Origin of the sequence: Streptomyces sp. NPDC058964 (genome assembly GCF_042741275.1) — a bacterium.
Taxonomy (GTDB): Bacteria; Actinomycetota; Actinomycetes; order Streptomycetales; family Streptomycetaceae; genus Streptomyces.
This window is the reverse complement of record NZ_JBHYKH010000175.1, coordinates 1-16398: the sequence shown is the minus strand read 5'-3', so window position 1 is coordinate 16398 and position 16398 is coordinate 1. Positions and strand designations below refer to the sequence as shown.

General features: G+C 70.3%; 17 protein-coding genes. 15 read left to right on the top strand and 2 right to left on the bottom strand.

The window, feature by feature from the left end; genetic code table 11:
- The first annotated feature begins 104 nt into the window (after positions 1-104).
- From ACFW2E_RS22005 to ACFW2E_RS21965, 9 genes are all read left to right on the top strand, one after another.
- Positions 105-1436: a CpaF family protein gene (locus ACFW2E_RS22005; RefSeq protein ID WP_384468765.1), complete on the top strand. Its 1332-nt coding sequence runs from the start codon at positions 105-107 to the stop codon at positions 1434-1436.
- Between the two features lie 13 nt (positions 1437-1449).
- Complete coding sequence (locus ACFW2E_RS22000) at positions 1450-2394, top strand: type II secretion system F family protein (protein ID WP_384468762.1); 945 nt, start codon at positions 1450-1452, stop codon at positions 2392-2394.
- 18 nt (positions 2395-2412) lie between these two features.
- Entirely contained in the window at positions 2413-3300 is an 888-nt protein-coding gene (locus ACFW2E_RS21995; protein WP_384468764.1) for a DUF5936 domain-containing protein, read from the top strand.
- Between the two features lie 17 nt (positions 3301-3317).
- The gene (locus ACFW2E_RS21990; RefSeq protein WP_384468761.1) at positions 3318-4709 is read left to right on the top strand and encodes a sensor histidine kinase; all 1392 of its coding nucleotides are present in this window, start codon (positions 3318-3320) and stop codon (positions 4707-4709) included.
- 14 nt (positions 4710-4723) lie between these two features.
- Complete coding sequence (locus ACFW2E_RS21985) at positions 4724-5476, top strand: response regulator (protein WP_384468760.1); 753 nt, start codon at positions 4724-4726, stop codon at positions 5474-5476.
- 107 nt (positions 5477-5583) lie between these two features.
- Positions 5584-5781 (top strand): hypothetical protein, encoded by a 198-nt coding sequence (locus ACFW2E_RS21980; protein ID WP_316747948.1) that lies wholly within the window; start codon positions 5584-5586, stop codon positions 5779-5781.
- On the top strand, positions 5778-6374 hold the full coding sequence (locus ACFW2E_RS21975) for a pilus assembly protein TadG-related protein (protein WP_384468763.1): 597 nt from the start codon (positions 5778-5780) through the stop codon (positions 6372-6374). The genes ACFW2E_RS21980 and ACFW2E_RS21975 overlap by 4 nt, the downstream gene beginning before the upstream one ends.
- Before the next feature lie 32 nt (positions 6375-6406).
- The gene (locus ACFW2E_RS21970) at positions 6407-6988 is read left to right on the top strand and encodes a hypothetical protein (RefSeq protein WP_384468759.1); all 582 of its coding nucleotides are present in this window, start codon (positions 6407-6409) and stop codon (positions 6986-6988) included.
- Between the two features lie 6 nt (positions 6989-6994).
- Entirely contained in the window at positions 6995-7615 is a 621-nt protein-coding gene (locus tag ACFW2E_RS21965) for an OmpA family protein (RefSeq protein WP_384468758.1), read from the top strand.
- 81 nt (positions 7616-7696) lie between these two features.
- Here ACFW2E_RS21965 and ACFW2E_RS21960 read toward each other — a convergent pair whose 3' ends face one another.
- The gene (locus ACFW2E_RS21960; RefSeq protein WP_384468757.1) at positions 7697-8098 is read right to left on the bottom strand and encodes a DUF192 domain-containing protein; all 402 of its coding nucleotides are present in this window, start codon (positions 8096-8098) and stop codon (positions 7697-7699) included.
- A gap of 243 nt (positions 8099-8341) precedes the next feature.
- Between ACFW2E_RS21960 and ACFW2E_RS21955 the strand changes: the two genes are divergently transcribed.
- Both ACFW2E_RS21955 and ACFW2E_RS21950 read left to right on the top strand, forming a co-directional pair.
- Complete coding sequence (locus ACFW2E_RS21955; RefSeq protein ID WP_384468756.1) at positions 8342-9214, top strand: LLM class flavin-dependent oxidoreductase; 873 nt, start codon at positions 8342-8344, stop codon at positions 9212-9214.
- Positions 9215-9271: 57 nt separating this feature from the next.
- Positions 9272-9799, top strand: a complete 528-nt coding sequence (locus ACFW2E_RS21950) for a GNAT family N-acetyltransferase (protein WP_384468755.1) — start codon at positions 9272-9274, stop codon at positions 9797-9799.
- A 168-nt stretch (positions 9800-9967) separates the two neighbouring features.
- Here ACFW2E_RS21950 and ACFW2E_RS21945 read toward each other — a convergent pair whose 3' ends face one another.
- Positions 9968-10468, bottom strand: coding sequence for a DinB family protein (locus tag ACFW2E_RS21945; protein ID WP_384468754.1), 501 nt, complete (start codon positions 10466-10468; stop codon positions 9968-9970).
- A gap of 802 nt (positions 10469-11270) precedes the next feature.
- Here ACFW2E_RS21945 and ACFW2E_RS21940 point away from each other — a divergent pair.
- From ACFW2E_RS21940 to ACFW2E_RS21925, 4 genes are all read left to right on the top strand, one after another.
- Positions 11271-12044, top strand: coding sequence for an isoprenyl transferase (locus ACFW2E_RS21940; RefSeq protein ID WP_384468753.1), 774 nt, complete (start codon positions 11271-11273; stop codon positions 12042-12044).
- A gap of 345 nt (positions 12045-12389) precedes the next feature.
- Positions 12390-13715 carry a PhoH family protein gene (locus tag ACFW2E_RS21935; RefSeq protein ID WP_384468752.1) on the top strand — a complete coding sequence of 442 codons (1326 nt, stop codon included), beginning with the start codon at positions 12390-12392 and terminating at the stop codon, positions 13713-13715.
- A gap of 418 nt (positions 13716-14133) precedes the next feature.
- Complete coding sequence (locus ACFW2E_RS21930) at positions 14134-14838, top strand: transglycosylase SLT domain-containing protein (protein WP_384468751.1); 705 nt, start codon at positions 14134-14136, stop codon at positions 14836-14838.
- Positions 14839-14977: 139 nt separating this feature from the next.
- Positions 14978-16398 (top strand): AI-2E family transporter (locus tag ACFW2E_RS21925; protein WP_384468750.1); only part of this gene is annotated, 1421 nt, incomplete at its 3' end.

Sequence of the window (16398 nt, the reverse complement as noted above, 5' to 3'; positions counted from 1 at the left end):
CGTCCTCAACCCCTGTATGGTGTGGTAATTCGGCCCCGCCCAACGGACCGCCACGTTGCCGCTCGACCTCTCACCGCGGAACGAGGAGCACCCCACCCTACAGCCTGGGGGAACGCATCAACTCCCCCGAGGAGCACGGCAGCCGGGGCGAGGACGGACACCTCGTCGCCTCCTACCGGGCCAAGCTCCTGGAGGAGATCGACCTCGCGGAGATGAGCTCACTGGCCGCCGCCGAGCGCCGGGCCAGGCTGGAGCGCGTGCTCGGGCACATCATCAGCCGCGAGGGCCCGGTTCTGTCGACGGTGGAGCGCGCCCAGCTGATCCGCCGGGTGGTCGACGAGGCACTCGGCCTCGGCATCCTGGAACCACTCCTGGAGGACGCGTCCATCACGGAGATCATGGTGAACGGCCCCGATGCGATCTTCGTGGAGCGCGGCGGCCGGGTCGAACAGCTCCCCCTCCGCTTCGCCTCCAACGACCAGCTGATGCAGACCATCGAGCGCATCGTGTCGACGGTCAACCGCCGCGTGGACGAGTCCAACCCGATGGTCGACGCCCGCCTCCCCTCCGGCGAGCGCGTCAACGTCATCATCCCGCCGCTCTCGCTCACCGGGCCCACGCTCACCATCCGGCGCTTCCCGCGCTCCTACACCCTTCAGGAGCTGATCGAGTTCGGCTCGCTGGACGAACACATGCTGTTCCTGCTCGCGGGCCTGGTCCAGGCGAAGTTCAACATCATCGTGTCCGGTGCGACCGGCACCGGGAAGACGACCCTGCTCAACGCCCTGTCCGGGCTCATCCCGGCGCACGAGCGCATCATCACCATCGAGGACTCGGCCGAACTCCAGCTCCAGCAGACACACGTCGTCCGCCTGGAGTCACGCCCGCCGAACGTGGAGGGCAAGGGCCAGGTCACCATCCGCGACCTGGTCCGCAACTCCCTGCGCATGCGCCCCGACCGCATCGTGGTCGGTGAGGTCCGCGGCGGAGAGTCCCTCGACATGCTCCAGGCGATGTCGACCGGCCACGACGGCTCCCTCGCCACCGTGCACGCCAACAGCGCCGAGGACGCGCTCACCCGCCTCCAGACGCTCGCCTCGATGTCCGACGTCGAGGTTCCCTTCGTGGCCCTGCACGACCAGATCAACAGCGCCGTCGACGTCCTGGTCCAGCTCACCCGCTTCGCCGACGGCGCCCGCCGCATCACCGAGATCGCGCTGCTCGACAGCCACGGCAGCGAGCCGTACCGGCTGGCGACCGTGGCCCGCTTCGACGCGCAGCCCATGACCCCCGACGGCCGTGTGTACGGAGCCTTCCACTACTTCCCCCTCCCGCGCCGCACCGCCGACCGCCTCTACATGGCGAGCCAGCCCGTACCCCAGGCCTTCGGCGTCGCCCAGTACGCGGACCAGCTCGCCACCCGAGAAGCCAGGTAGGTAGGCCACCCCCATGGATCTCCAGAACCTCGTCACCCTCAGCACCGGCGTCACCCTGCTGACCTGCGTCCTGGCCGTGGCCGGCGTCCACACCTACGCCTCCGGCAGGGCCCAGCGCGCCGCGCTCATCGACCGCCTCTCGTACACCGGCACGATCCCGGAGACCGGCCGCCGGCGGCACTTCCGCGACCTCGACCGCCGGCTGCGCCGCACCCGGTTCGGCCGGAAGCTGGATCTGCGGCTGGCGGCGACAGGCCTGGACGTCACCCCCGGCGAGTTCTTCGTCTGCATGCTCGCGACGGTCGCCGCCCTCTGGCTCGTCGGCCAGGCCGCCCTGGCCCCCTTCTTCGGCCCGCTGGCCGGACTGCTCGGCATCTGGGCGGCCTTCCAGTTCCTCAACTGGCAGCGGCAGAAACGCATCGAGCGTTTCATCAACCAACTCCCGGAACTGGCCCGCATCCTGGCCAACGCCACCCAGGCCGGACTCGCCCTGCGCACCGCGATCGGCATGGCGGCGGAGGAGCTGGAGGCCCCGGCGGGCGAGGAACTCGCCAAGGTGGCCAACCAGCTGTCGGTCGGCCACTCGATGGACGACGCCCTCGGCGAACTCGCCGAACGCCTCCCGTCCCGCGAACTGGTGGTCCTGGTCACGACCCTCGTCCTGTCCAACAAGGCGGGCGGTCAGGTGGTGTCCGCCCTGCGCAACCTGACCGAGACGCTGGAGGAGCGCAAGGAGACCCGGCGCGAGATCCGCACCCAGCTCTCCCAGGTGACCATGACCTCGTACGCCGTCCCCGTCCTCGGCATCGGCGCCCTGTTCCTGATGGACGGCGTCAAGGACGGCGCCCTGGAGCGCATGACCGGCTCACCGGTCGGCCAGGCCTGCGTGATCATCGCGTTCGGGCTGTACGCGATCGGCTTCGTCCTCATCCGCCGCATGAGCCGGATCGACGTCTGAGGGGGTGACGGCATGGACATCGGACTTCTCCTCGCGCTGGTCATGGGCCTGAGCGTCTGGGGCGTCTTCGCCGGGATCCGTATGTACCGGGCGGACACCAAGCTGCCCGGTGACCTGGCGGTGGCCCTGGAAGTGGGGGCGACCCGCACCGGCGCGGTGGACTCCCTCATCGACCGGATGGGCATGCGCTACGCGCCCACCGTCCTGCGGCTGATGGGCCCCAAGCAGGTGGCCAAGTACCGCCGCCGGATCGACCTCGCGGGCAACCCCGGCGGCCTGACCATCGACCGCTACGCGGCCCGCCGCGCGGTCTACGGCGCGCTCGGCGGCGTCGGCTTCCTGGTGATGCTGATGCGCGGCAACTACTTCGTCGCCGTGCTGCTGCTCGCCTTCGGCGCGTTCTGGACGGAGGTCGGCATCTGGGCGGCGATCCGGATCCGCAAGGACGTGATCGAGCGGACGCTGCCCGACTTCCTGGACGTGCTCGCGGTGGTCGTCAGCGCGGGCCTCGGCTTCCGTCAGGCCCTGGACCGCGTGGCGTCCCGGTACGAGGGCCCCTGGGCGGACGAACTCCGCATCACATTGCGCCAGATGGACCTGGGCATGAGCCGCCGCCAGGCGTTCGCCGAGCTGCGCCGCCGCAACGACTCCGAACAGGTGGCGATGTTCGTGACGGCGCTGCAGCAGGGCGAGGAACTGGGCGCCCCGATCGTCGACACCCTCGTCGCCCTGGCCAAGGACATGCGCCGTACGGACGCCCAGAACGCCCGCCGCAAGGCGGCCCGCGCCGTGCCCAGGGCGACGCTGATGATCACCACGTTCATGGTGCCGGCGACCCTGCTGCTGCTGGGTGCCGGTCTGCTGCTGGGTTCCGGGGTGGACTTCGGCTCGATCACGGGGAAGTAGGCGGGGCGGTGACGGTGATGGCGACGACGAGGGAGCGTACGGGGCCGGTCTGGCGCCGCGCGAGGCCATCGCGCACCGCGAACGAGCCGCCGGCCGCCGACGGCACCGCCCAGGAGCCGTCCGCGCCCGTCGGCGGAGTCCGCGTCCCCCTGCCCGACCCCGAGAAGATCCAGATCCGTGCCCTCCAGGCGATGTGCCGGCAGGTCTTCGGCTTCCGCCTGGCCATGATCGCCCTGGCCGCCCCCGCCGCCCTCGTCAACGCGGCACCCGGCCTGGGCGTCCGCCTGGTGGGCGCGGCCGTGGTCGTCACGTTCATGGTCTCGTACGTCCTGTTCCGCGACTGGGAGCGTTTCGGCCCCCTGCTCCTGCGGCACCCCACGCTCCTCGCGGCGGACACCCTCTTCGGGTCCCTGCTCCTCGTCTCGGCGGGCCCCGACACCACCCTCGCCTACGTCAGCGTCTGCACGCCCCTGCTGGCGGGCCTGGTCTACAGCTGGCGGGGCGCGGCCTGCTTCGCCTCGCTCCAGTCCCTGATCCTGCTGCTGGTCCACGCGACGCTCAAGGAGGCCCATCGGGCGGACGTCGCCGAGTCCCTCCTGCTGCCCGGCCTCTGCGTCATCGCGGGCGCGGTGGGCTCGACCCTGCGCAACCTTGTGCTCCGCTTCGGCGCCGCGACGCAGGCCCTGACCACGGTCCAGGCCCGGCTGGCGGTGGCGGAGGCGGTGAGCGCGGAACGGGCCCGGCTGGCCAGGGAGATGCACGACTCGGTCGCGAAGACCCTGTACGGCGTGGCGCTGGCGGCCGACGGACTGGCGGGGTCGGCGGCCGCGGGCGCCCGCATGGACCCGACCCTGATCGGGCAGCAGGCGGAACTGGTGGCCCGCTCGGCCCGCCGGGCGGCCGCGGAGGCCAGGGAACTCCTCACCGACCTCCGCCGCGAGCACGACCCGGCCCACGGCACGGACGTCTTGACGGAAATCGCCGCCCGCACCGCGGACTTCGCGGCCCGGACGGGCCTGTCGGCGGTGTACCGCCGGTCGAGCGACCACCCGCTGCCGCCCGTACCGCCCGCGGTGGCCCGGCAGCTCCTCGCCATCGTCTCGGAGGCGCTGGAGAACGCCCGTCGCCACGCGGCGCCGACGCGCGTGGAGGTGGAGTCGGGAGTCCACGGCGACCTGCTCCGCGTGAGCGTCCGCGACGACGGCCGGGGGCTGCCAGCCGGCACCACCCTCGAACAACTGCGCAGCTCAGGCCACTTCGGCCTGGTCGGCATGGCCGAACGGGCGGCGTCCGTGGGCGCCCGCCTCCACATGGGCGCGGGCCCCCGCACCACGGGCACGGAGATCCTGCTGGAACTCCCGCTGGCCGCCCTGGCACCCCCCACCCACCCGCAGTGTCAAGACGCATGAGAGGAGGCACCCCGATGCCGAGGAACCCCGTCGAGTACCTCCCGCCGGCCACCCCCGTCGCACCGCTCCGGCTCGTGGTCGCCGACGACAACCCCGTGGTCCGCGCGGGCCTCACGGCCCTCCTCTCCGGCCGGGAGGACATCACCGTGGTCGCGGAGGCGGCCAACGGCCGCGAGGCCTGCGAGGCGGCCCTGCGGCACCGCCCCGATGTCGTCCTCCTGGACGTCCGGATGCCCGGCGTGGACGGCATCTCGGCACTCCCGTACCTCGTGCGGCTGGCGCCGGTCATGATGCTCACGTACAGCCACGAGCCGGAGATCGTCCAGGAGGCGGTCCGACTGGGAGCCGGGGGCTATCTGGTCCACGGCGAGTTCGGGGTGGAGCAACTGGTCAGGGCGGTCCGGGACGTCGGCGAGGGAAGGCCGCACTTCACGCCCACGGCGGCCGAGGCGTTGCTGTCCCAGCTCCAGATGCATGCAACTGCACATGCGATCGGTGAACTCCCAGACATATCAACGCCAATTTCTTCACGTAACCTTTCGCAACTGCAACCCAATATGGGACAGTCATTGAGGTCGCGGTTCCAACTCAGCACCAGGGAGGCGGAGATCATGGACCTCATCGCGTCCGGGATGAACAACCAGCAGATCGCCGCCGCCTGCTTCATCAGCGAGAAGACGGTCAAGAACCACATCAACCGCATCTTCGCCAAGCTCCACAGCACCAGCCGGTCGCAGGCGACGGCGAAGTGGTTGGGGGTGGCGTGAAGTGGGGAGTTCCGATTGGGCCCGGGAATGGGCCCTGGGGCCCTCCGGGGGGCGGGGGGACAGCGCATACGTTGCCCGCGTCGGAAGCGAATCCGGAGGGGAACACCATGAGCAACTGGTTCAACACCACCGTCGCGTACCTGCAGGCCCGCGCCGCCCGCAGCGACAGGGGCCAGACCGCGGTGGAGTACCTCGGCATCATCGCGGTGGTCGTGGCGATCGTGCTGGCGATCACGGGTACGAGCATCGGGCAGACGATTTACAACGCCATCACGGACAAGATCAGCGAGGTCACCGGCGGCTGACGCGTTCCCGCAGTTACTGCGACGCAGGGCAGGCCTTCCCCATCTACATCACGGTGGTGGCGGGTCTGCTCTTTCTCGCGTTCGCCTACCTCGCGGTCGGCCAGGCCGCGGCGAATCGGAACGGCGCCCAGACGGCCGCGGACGCCTCAGCCCTGGCGGCGGCCCAGAACACACGTGACCAGCTCGCGGACCAGTGGAAGCTCAACGTGCTCGACCCCACCAAGTGGCAGGACATCTTCGACGGCATCGTGAGCGTCGATCCCTCCTGCTGGCGGGCCTATCAACTGGCCGCCCAGAACGACGCCACGGTTGAGGCCTGCACCCCCACGCGTCCACTGGAGTTCAGCGTGCGCGTCAAGACCTCCAAGGCCGTCGGCGACTCCGTCGTCCCGGGCACGGAGAACGTGCACTCGACGGCCACCGCCAAGGCCGTGATCGAGCCGCTGTGCACGTTCGAACCGCCCGGAGAGGACGCGGGGGACAACGCGCTGCCACAGCTCGCCTGCAAGGACCGCAACTGGGACCTGGACCCGGACGACCTCACCGACCTCCCGGGACCCGAGGACCTCTTCGACGTCCACCTGGCCGACTGACAAGCGAACGACGAGTCAAGAAGGAAGCAGTCATGAGCATTCGGTTCACTGCGAAGGCCCGCGGGGGGCTGGTCTCGCTCACGGTGGCGACCGGTCTGGCCCTCGGCGTGGCCGGATGCGGCGGTGGTGGTGGCGATGACAAGAAGCCGGAGCATTCGGCAGCGGCGTCGAAAGCGGGAAGCTCCCGGCCGAGCGCTCAAGAAGGGCGATCGGGCAAACCCCTGGCCGAAGTGAACGGCCCGAACGGCCTGTTGCTTGACATCACATCGGCCGTTCGGGACAGCGGTGGATTCGTCACGGTGAGCGGCAATCTGAAGAACGACAGCGCCAAGTCGCGTAACCTGCCCGCACAGTTGAGCGGTAACGAGACTGAGATCATCAGGAATGGTCCCTCGTTCGGTGGTGCCACGCTCGTGGACGCCAAGGGGAAGAAGCGCTACTACGTCCTTCGCGACACCGACGGCCGCCCCCTCACCACAACGGGGGTTTCCAGCATCAAGTCCGGTGAGACCGTACCGGTGTTCATGCAGTTTCCGGCGCCGCCCGCCGATACAGGTCAGGTGTCCTTTCAGCTGCCCATGTTCTCCCCTGCCGACATCACGATCTCCGGGTGAGGCCCCGTGACCACGAATCGCCGCCTCGCCCTGACCGCCCTCGTCCTCGCCGCCAACCTCTTGGGCACCACGGCGGCCCACGCCGACGACGCCGACCCCAGCGTCCCCCCCGGCACCGAGGCCTCCGCCGCCGCCCCGGTGAAGATCGACCCAACCGACCCCGACCTGAAGCTCCCCGAGGGGGCCACCCTCGCCGATCCCAAGGTGCTGGACATCAAGTCGGTCGTGGAAGACCAGAGCGGAGACGAACGCCGCGAGGACACCAACGCGGACGTGAAGTTCGCGCTCCAGGCCGAGGTGCTCTTCGGCAAGGACAGCGCCAGGCTGAGCGCGGAGGCGAAGGCCCGGATCGACGCGATCGCCGAGGAGATCAGGAAGCAGAACGCGACCCGGGTCAGGGTCTTCGGCTTCACGGACAACCTGGGCTCGTCCGCCCACGGCGACGTCCTGTCCCGGCAGCGCGCCAACGCCGTACAGGCGGTCCTGGACGCGGACCTGAACGACGCGGGCATCACCTTCGAGGTACGCGGCTACGGCGAGCAGTACCCCATCGCGGACAACTCGACTGAGGCCGGCCGGAAGAAGAACCGACGAGTGGAGGTCTCCTTCCCACGCTCGGAGAGCTGACCTGCAGCAGGTGGTCGGCCTTCCCCGCCGTGGCCACCGCGGCGCCGGGTGCCTGCGTCGGGCTCGGGCTCGGGCTCGGTGTCATGGACCTGAATCGCTGACAGCGGCGACTTCGACGGTGACGCGCACGCCCACCCGCACCCCCCACCCCGCCATGACCCCCGCCTCCGCCTCCAGCACGTGCCGCGACCGCAGCCGGGGCAGGCCGAGGCGGCCCGGCCGCATCGTGCGCACGGCGATGACGGTGAGGTCGCGGTCGAGGTGGGCGACGTCGATGGGTATGCGCATCCGAAAGGTGTGGACGCCGTTGGCGGGGGAGAGCAGGATCGCCCCGTCGACGGCGTCACGGCCCAACAGCCCCTTCGTGCGGGCGCGGTAAGAGGTCGCGATCTCCAGCGGAACGGCAACCACGGACCCGTGGCCGATTCCGTTCCCGTCACCGTGAACCACGAGCTTTCCTCGCCCGTCGCGCCAACGTGCCATTCCTGGGCCACCTCCACTGGAACCGTACTCACGAGCTTGCGCCGAACGCCTGTTGGAGCGGCTGCCGCGGGGCCGCGCGCCTCTCGGCGATTGTCGTGCTTCCGCGAGCCGGGTGAGGAGCGAGCGGTCGGCTTTGACGGCAACCCGTGAGCGCCGGTCCCCGGCCCCACCCGAACCTCCGCCATTTCGCGCCTGCCGTTAAGCAGTTGTCCCTTCCCCCCGCCGCACGCTACGAAGGTCACCATGACTGGACTCGGCGCTGTCTTCCGTCCCCAACTGGCCCCCGAGCGACTCCGGGCGGTGGCCCGGCTCGCGGACGAGGCGGGTCTCGAAGAGCTGTGGCTGTGGGAGGACTGCTTCCGGGAGGGCGGGATCTCGACGGCGGCCGCCGCCCTCGCCTGGACCGAGCGGGTGCGGATCGGTGTCGGTCTGCTGCCCGTGCCGCTGAGGAACGTCGCCATCACCGCGATGGAGACGGCCTCGCTGCACCGGATGTTCCCGGGGCGGGCCGTCCTGGGTGTCGGGCACGGCGTGCAGGACTGGATGGGGCAGGTCGGAGCGCGGGCCGAGTCCCCGCTGACGCTGCTCCGGGAGCACCTGGACGCGCTGCGGGCCCTGCTGCGGGGCGAGCGGCTCACCGTGCGGGGGCGGTACGTCGAGCTGGACGACGTGGCGCTCGACTGGCCACCGCGGGGTGCCGTCGAGGTGCTCGCCGGTGCCACCGGGCCGCGGACGCTGCGCCTCGCCGGGGAGGCGGCCGACGGCACGATCCTCACCGCCTCCACCTCGCCGGACGGCGTGCGGCGGGCACGGCGGCTGATCGACGAGGGGCGGGCGGCCGCCGGGCGCACCGGTCCGCACAAGGTCGTCGTGTATCTGCTCGCCGCCACCGGGGCGGACGCCGCCGGCCGGCTCCGCGCCGAACTTGAGGCCGAGGGGCTGGAGTCGGTCCCGGAGCTCGGCGTCGCCGGAGACGCGGAGGCGGTGGCCGGGGCCGTGCGACGGCTCGCGGACGCCGGGGCCGACACCGTGGTGCTCCAGCCGACGGGGGACGAGCCCGACCTCGAGGGCTTCGTGCGGTTCACCGCCGAGGAGGTCCGGCCCCTCGTGAAGTAGGGGGCCGCGATCGTGGTCGAGGGCCGTTGTCAGTGCCTCCTGCCAGACTCGTCCGGCATGAGGGAGACAGAGCAGACGGAGACAGAGAAGACAGGGACGTGCGACGTACGGCTGCGTGAGGTGACGGAGGGCGACCTCCTGGTGTTCCTGGAGTACGAGCACGACCCGGAAGCGGTCAGGCGGTCCCGGTTCACGCCCCGGCCGCGGGACGCCTTCCTGAGGCACTGGCGGGAGAGGATCCTCGGTGATCCCGGCTGCTTCGCGCGGACGGTCACCGTGGACGGCGAGCCCGCCGGGAACATCGGCTCCTGGTGGGAGGGCGACCAGCGCTACGTCGGCTACTGGTTCGGGCGCGCGTACTGGGGGCGCGGCATCGGCACCACCGCCCTGACCGCCTTCCTCCGGGAGGAGCGCGTCCGGCCCCTGTACGCCGAACCGTTCTCCGGCAACACGGCCTCGGTCCGCCTCCTGGAGAAACACGGCTTCGAGCAGACGGAGAAGATCCGGGACGGAGACGACGGGCACCTCCTGTTCGTACTCCACACGGTCGACGAGCCGGAGGACAAGGACAAGGACAAGGACTAGGGACAAGGACGAGGAGAAGGAGGAGAGGCGCGGGGAGTGGAGGACGGCAGCGCGTCCTGCACATCCCCGAGTACGTGGACGACGCCTCCGCCCGAGCCGTCCGGACCTGCCCGGCCGAGGCCGGCGGGCTCCTCGAAGCGCCGACCGCGCAGACGGCGTACGAGCTCGTCAGTCCGTGTCCACGGCCCGGGGACGGTCGCCGGTGGCCCCGTCGATCAGCTCCCGCACGATGTCCATGTGCCCCGCGTGCCGCGCGGTCTCCGCAATCATGTGGACCAGGACCCAGCGCAGGGAGACCTGGTGCTCCCGCCACGCGGGCCGGCCGAGGTCGTCCAGCGAGCGCCCGTCGATGACCCGGTCGGCGGCGGCGCGTACCCGGCCGTAGAACGCGGTGATCCGTTGCGCCGTCTCACCGGGGCCCGCCGTCATGTCCTCCCCCTTGTACGGGTCGAACCAGAGCGGCTCGGTCTCGCCGCCGAAGGTTTCCGTGAACCAGCCCTGTTCCACCGACGCCAGGTGCTTCACCAGGCCGAGCAGGTTGGTCCCGGACGGGGTCATCGGGCGCCGGAGCTGTTCGTCGTCCAGTCCCTCGAGCTTCCACAGGATCGCGTCCCGGTGCCGCTGGAGACTCGCGTGCAGGGTCTCCTTCTCGTCCCCCTCGTACGGCATGCCCGGAGTTCCTTCGGATGTCGTCATGCCCCGGGAAGCTAGCAGCGCCCACCGACAGCGTCGGCGGACCAGAACGCCCGTGGGCGGCACGCGGGCGGAAATGGCCGGGAACCGACGTTCGGAGCAGAGTGCAAATCCGGCGCTCTACGCATAAGCGAACACTTTGATCGCGCCACACCACGGAATCCCCACAGGGTTTCCACATCGTTATGCCGAGTGGCTCGCGTCAGCCCCCCTCCTCGCGTAAGTTCAGACCAAGGAAATTCGCGTGAGCAAAGCTGCGCGGGCGGCACCGCGCAGTGGAGGGGGCTGCGCGGTGCCGAAATGCACCCGCGGACACGTCAAGGCGCCGTTCGGCCCGAGGTAGCCCGTCGGGGGGACGGGCGACGGCACGCCGATCGGCCCTCAGAGTGCCTCAAATCCCCTTGATCCCTCTGTGTGAGCCCCGTTTCTCCTGGGAATCCGCTGTTAATCGGCCACATGCGTCCCCCGAACGATGGCCCGCACCCCCACCTGGGTGTCGCCGGGCGACTCCGGAGAGTAGTTGTGGCGCGCCGATGCGCGCAGCATCACTTACGAAGGGTTATGGTGGAAACCCCCCCTCGGGCCGGTCCGTCTCCCCCCCACGGACCGGCCCGTTTTTCGTGTCACCGCCGGGCAGCCTCACACCGGGCAGCCTCATATGGGCGCGCACCGCCCCACCCGCGAAACCTCACCCGCCCCGAGCCTGTGCCCCGCCCAGGCCCCGCAGCGGTAGGCTTCGCCGGCAAGGGGACCACCGTACGGAGGGGCTGACAATCACGTGAACCTGCGCGACAAGCTGCGCGGCCTTCTGGTCAGGCTCTACGCACGCCGGGTGGAAGGCCACCTGGACCACGCTCAGGTGCCCAAGCACATCGGCGTCATCATGGACGGCAACCGCCGCTGGGCGAAGGCGGCCGGCTCCAGTACCGTCCACGGCCACCGGGCCGGCGCCGACAAGATCGAGGAGTTCCTCGGCTGGTGCACCGAGACGGACGTCGAGGTCGTGACCCTGTGGCTGCTGTCCACGGACAACTTCGACCGCGCCGAGGAAGAGCTCGTGCCGCTGCTCGGCATCATCGAGGACGTCGTGCGCACCCTCGCCGCCGACGGCCGCTGGCGTGTGCACCACGTCGGCACCCCGGACCTCCTGCCCTCCCAGATGCAGACGGCGCTGAAGGAGGCCGAGGAGGCCACCGCCCACGTCGACGGGATACTGGTCAACGTCGCCATCGGCTACGGCGGCCGCCAGGAGATCGCCGACGCCGTGCGCTCGATGATCCTGGACGCCTCCGAGAAGGGCGCCTCCATGGAGGAGCTCGCCGAGTCCGTCGACGTCGACATGATCGGCCGGCACCTCTACACCGGCGCCCAGCCCGACCCCGACCTGGTGATCCGTACCAGCGGTGAGCAGAGGCTGTCCGGATTCATGCTGTGGCAGACGGCCCACTCCGAGTACTACTTCTGTGAGGTCTTCTGGCCCGCCTTCCGCAAGGTCGACTTCCTGCGCGCCCTGCGTGACTATGCGGCACGCCACCGCCGTTACGGCGGCTGACGTACACCGACCGGAGCGGCTCCTCTCCCGGGGGCCGTCCCGTATACCCCTGTTGGGGCGGAAGTAACGAGGAGTTCACCGGCGTGCCGTCCCATGCATTTGCATGGCAGCGCATGTTCGAGGGCATAAGCCAAGCAGGTCGACACCCGAACCACGGGTGTCGGATCTCAGCGGACGGCTCGGGGCCGTCCGCCCGGGAGGCCCTTTGCACCAGCCCGACCGTGCGGTATCAGCACGGAAGCAGCCGCGGAGGGCCGGTTGTCGGCCCGCCGTAAGCGGGGGCCGTCGACCGGTCCAGCTCCATCTCGTCGCTCCCCGACCTCATCCGAGGGGGTACGTCCTTCCGTGGTGACCAGCACAAAGCGCCACAAGTCAGACCGGCGCACGTATGTTCTCGACACCAGCGTCCTGCTGGCCGACCCGAACGCCCTGACCCGCTTCGACGAGCACGAGGTCGTGCTCCCCATCGTGGTGGTCACGGAACTGGAGGCCAAGAGGCACCATCCCGAGCTCGGCTACTTCGCCCGGCAGGCCCTGCGCCTGCTCGACGACTACCGGGTCCGGCATGGGCGTCTGGATGCCCCCATCCCGATCGGGGACCTCGGCGGAACGATCCGTGTCGAGCTCAACCACTCGGACCCCAGTGTGCTGCCCAGCGGCTACCGCCTGGGGGACAACGACTCCCGCATCCTCGCGGTGGCCCGCAACCTGCAGGCCGAGGGGTACGACGTCACCGTCGTCTCGAAGGACCTCCCGCTCAGGATCAAGGCGTCGTCCGTGGGGCTCCTCGCGGAGGAGTACCGGGCCGAACTCGCCATCACGGACGCCTCCGGCTGGACCGGAATGTCCGAACTGATCCTGTCCGGCGAACAGGTGGACATCCTCTTCGAAGAAGGGCACGTGTACGTCCCGGAGGTCTCGCACCTCCCCGTGCACACGGGCCTGACCATCCAGTCCGAGCGCGGCAAGGCGCTGGGCCGGGTGACGTCCGAGGGCAACGTCCGGCTGGTGCGCGGCGACCGGGAGGCGTTCGGCATCAAGGGCCGCAGTGCGGAGCAGCGGATCGCGCTCGATCTGCTCCTCGACCCGGACGTCGGCATCGTGTCGATGGGCGGCCGGGCCGGCACCGGCAAGTCGGCGCTGGCGCTGTGCGCGGGCCTGGAGGCGGTCCTGGAGCGCCGCCAGCACCAGAAGGTGATGGTCTTCCGTCCGCTGTATGCGGTCGGCGGGCAGGAACTGGGCTATCTGCCCGGCAGCGAGGCCGAGAAGATGAGCCCCTGGGCGCAGGCGGTCTTCGACACCCTCTCCGCGGTCACCAGCCGCGAGGTCATCGAGGAGGTCACCGCGCGCGGGATGCTCGAGGTCCTGCCCCTGACCCACATCCGCGGCCGCTCGCTGCACGACGCCTTCGTGATCGTGGACGAGGCACAGTCGCTCGAACGGAACGTACTTCTGACCGTTCTGTCCCGAATCGGCGCGAATTCACGAGTGGTTCTGACTCACGATGTGGCGCAACGGGACAATCTGCGGGTCGGCCGTTATGACGGCGTCGTCGCCGTGGTGGAGAAGCTGAAGGGGCACCCGCTCTTCGCCCATGTCACCCTGACGCGGTCCGAGAGGTCCCAGATCGCCGCACTTGTGACCGAAATGCTGGAGGACGGCCACATCTGACCCGAGTGTCCAACTTGTGTTGCCTACTCGGCAGTTGGCGCCGTTCGGCAAAGGCCCTGAGCCTAGCCGGGCGGCGCCTTCGTGTGTGGCCGTTTCTCGAAATTCCCGGGTCAAACAAGATGTGAGCTTTCACACGCAACACAGAATTGCCACCCGCTGTGTGGTTACGGCAGAGTCTCACTCCTGTCAGGCCCCGCATACGACACCCCTGTACCCCCAGCGGTACGGAACCACAGAAGCACCACAGCTAACTCCACAGCGACGTCGTATGCCGCCCGAGCACCACGCGGCGCTTCCGTGCAGGGAGTTGCCCACCGGGCCCGTGCCTCCCGTGACCCCGCAGTTGGGAGGCCAGCGTCAGGGGGCACGATTGCGTCCGCCAGGGTCACCGAAGCGGGCGATGCTGGAAGGAAACCGTGTGAGCCGGATTTCGGTCCGGGGATTCGCAGTGGCTTCGGCCACCGCGGTCACCGCCGTCGGAAGCGTCGTCGGAGTTGCCTCGGGCAGCGTCGCGCAGAACAACGACGCCGAGCCGACGGCCGCCGACACCACGCTTCTCGCCGACATACCCGCGGGTCAGCAGGCCCAGGTGCAGACCGCGTCCCTGGCACAGCAGGCCGACGCCCAGGCCATCCAGGCGGACGCGAGCGCCAAGAAGGACGCCGAGGCAGCTGCCCGCAAGGCGGCCGCCGAGAGCGCCGTCGCGAAGAAGGCGGCTGCGGAGAAGGCGGCCAAGGCGGCGAAGGAAGCCAAGGAGCGCGCCGCCGCGAAGAGCGCGGCCAGCCGCGACTCCGCCCGTGACTCCTCCAGCTTCCCCGTCCAGAGCTCGTACACCGTCGCGCAGATCCAGGCCATGGCGCGCCAGATGGTGGCGAGCGGCCAGTTCCAGTGCTTCAGCAACATCGTGGACCACGAGTCCAGCTGGAACTACCGTGCGGTCAACGCCTCCTCCGGCGCCTACGGCCTCTTCCAGGCACTGCCCGGCTCCAAGATGTCGTCCGCCGGCGCCGACTGGCAGACGAACCCGGCCACCCAGATCAAGTGGGGCCTCAACTACATGAACAGCCGGTACGGCAGCCCTTGCGAGGCCTGGACGTTCTGGCAGGCGAACCACTGGTACTGAGCCCACCGGTTCCCTCTCAACCCCGCGCAGCCCCTCCCCGTCCTAGGGGGAGGGGCTTTCGCCCTGTACGGTCGGACGCGAACGGCTCCAGGGGGGAGTGGTGGCGAGCACCCGGGGACGCGGGGGAAGAGGACGGATGATGTCGCGAGTGCCAGGGTGGCTCGGACGACTCGGTGCCGGACTGACCGAGATGGGCGAGCGGTTGGACGAGCGCAGGGCCGAGGTGGAGAAGGAACAGGCCGACACGGGCCCGGCCGCCCCCGACCCGGTCGCCGGCCCGGCTCCGGTCGCCGGCCCGCCGGCGGCGCCCGCCGGTCCCCGGCCCGACCCGGCGCAGGCCGTGCCGTGGGGCGTGCGGGTCGCGGCGGAGGCGGGCTGGCGGCTGCTGGTGCTCGCCGGCACGGTCTGGGTGCTGATGCGGGTCATCAGCGCCGTGCAACTGGTCGTCTTCGCCTTCGTCATCGCCCTGCTGATCACCGCGCTGCTGCAGCCGACGGTGGCCCGGCTGCGGCGCCACGGGGTACCGCGCGGTCCGGCCACCGCGCTCACCGCCATACTCGGCTTCGTCGTGATGGGCCTGATCGGGTGGTTCGTGACCTGGCAGGTCATGGAGAACATCGACACGCTCTCCACCCAGATCCAGAGCGGCATCGACGATCTGCGCAACTGGCTGCTGAAGAGCCCCTTCCACGTCACGGACAAACAGATCAACCAGATCGCCAAGAACCTCCGCGAGGCGATCGGCGCCAACGCCGACCAGATCACGTCCGCGGGCCTGGAGGGCGTACAGGTCATCGTCGAGACCCTGACCGGGATCCTGCTGGTCTTCTTCTCGACGCTGTTCCTGCTCTACGACGGTGAGCGCATCTGGGAGTGGTCGCTGAAGCTGGTGCCCGCGGCGGCCCGGCCGGGCGTGGCCGGTGCCGGCCCGCGCGCCTGGCGCACGCTGACCGCCTACGTCCGCGGCACGGTGCTGGTGGCCCTGATCGACGCCATCTTCATCGGCCTGGGCATCTACGTGCTGGACGTCCCCATGGCCGTGCCGCTGGCCGTCTTCATCTTCCTGTTCTCGTTCATCCCGCTGGTGGGCGCCGTGGCGTCCGGCGCGCTGGCGGTCGTGGTGGCGCTGGTGACGCAGGGTGTCTTCGCGGCGGTCATGACCCTGATCGTGGTGCTGACGGTCCAGCAGATCGAGGGCCACGTCCTGCAGCCGTTCATCCTGGGCCGCGCGGTGCGGGTGCACCCCCTGGCGGTGGTGCTCTCGGTCGCGGCCGGCGGCATGGTGGCCGGCATCGGTGGCGCGGTGGTGGCGGTACCGCTGGTGGCCGTGACGAACACGGTGGTGGGGTACCTGCGGCAGTACTCGATGGAACAGGCCTCGGGCGGGCCGGGACCGGACGCCACGGGTCCGCTCCCCCCGGCCCGTCCGGCGCTCGAGGACGAGGCCGTCCGCGCCGAGGCGGGGTCCGGGGGCGCCGCTCCCGCGGACGCCCGGGAAAGCAGCGAGGGGGCCCCCCCCCCCACGTGTGAGGGGGCCCCCCCCCCGGGGCTGCAAGCGGA